The 230-nt window shown below is 64.8% G+C and carries 1 protein-coding gene; it reads right to left on the minus strand.

The window, feature by feature from the left end:
• Window positions 1-230 (minus strand): cbb3-type cytochrome c oxidase subunit I (locus IH13_RS0104535; RefSeq protein WP_037840769.1); only part of this gene is annotated, 230 nt, incomplete at both ends.

The raw sequence follows: 230 nt of genomic DNA on the forward strand, positions 1-230 counted from the left end.
GCGGTGAAGCCGTCGGCGGCCAGGTAGTCCGCGTACCGGCGGGGCATGCCTTCGGCGCCGAGCCAGTGCTGTACGAGGAACGTGCCGTGGAAGCCCACGAACAGCGTCCAGAAGGTCATCTTGCCGAGTCGCTCGTCCAGCATCTTGCCGGTGAACTTCGGCCACCAGAAGTGGAATCCGGCGAACATCGCGAAGACCACGGTGCCGAAGACGACGTAGTGGAAGTGCGC

The sequence above is a fragment of the Streptomyces sp. NRRL WC-3549 genome, assembly GCF_000721935.1.
Lineage (GTDB): Bacteria > Actinomycetota > Actinomycetes > Streptomycetales > Streptomycetaceae > Streptomyces.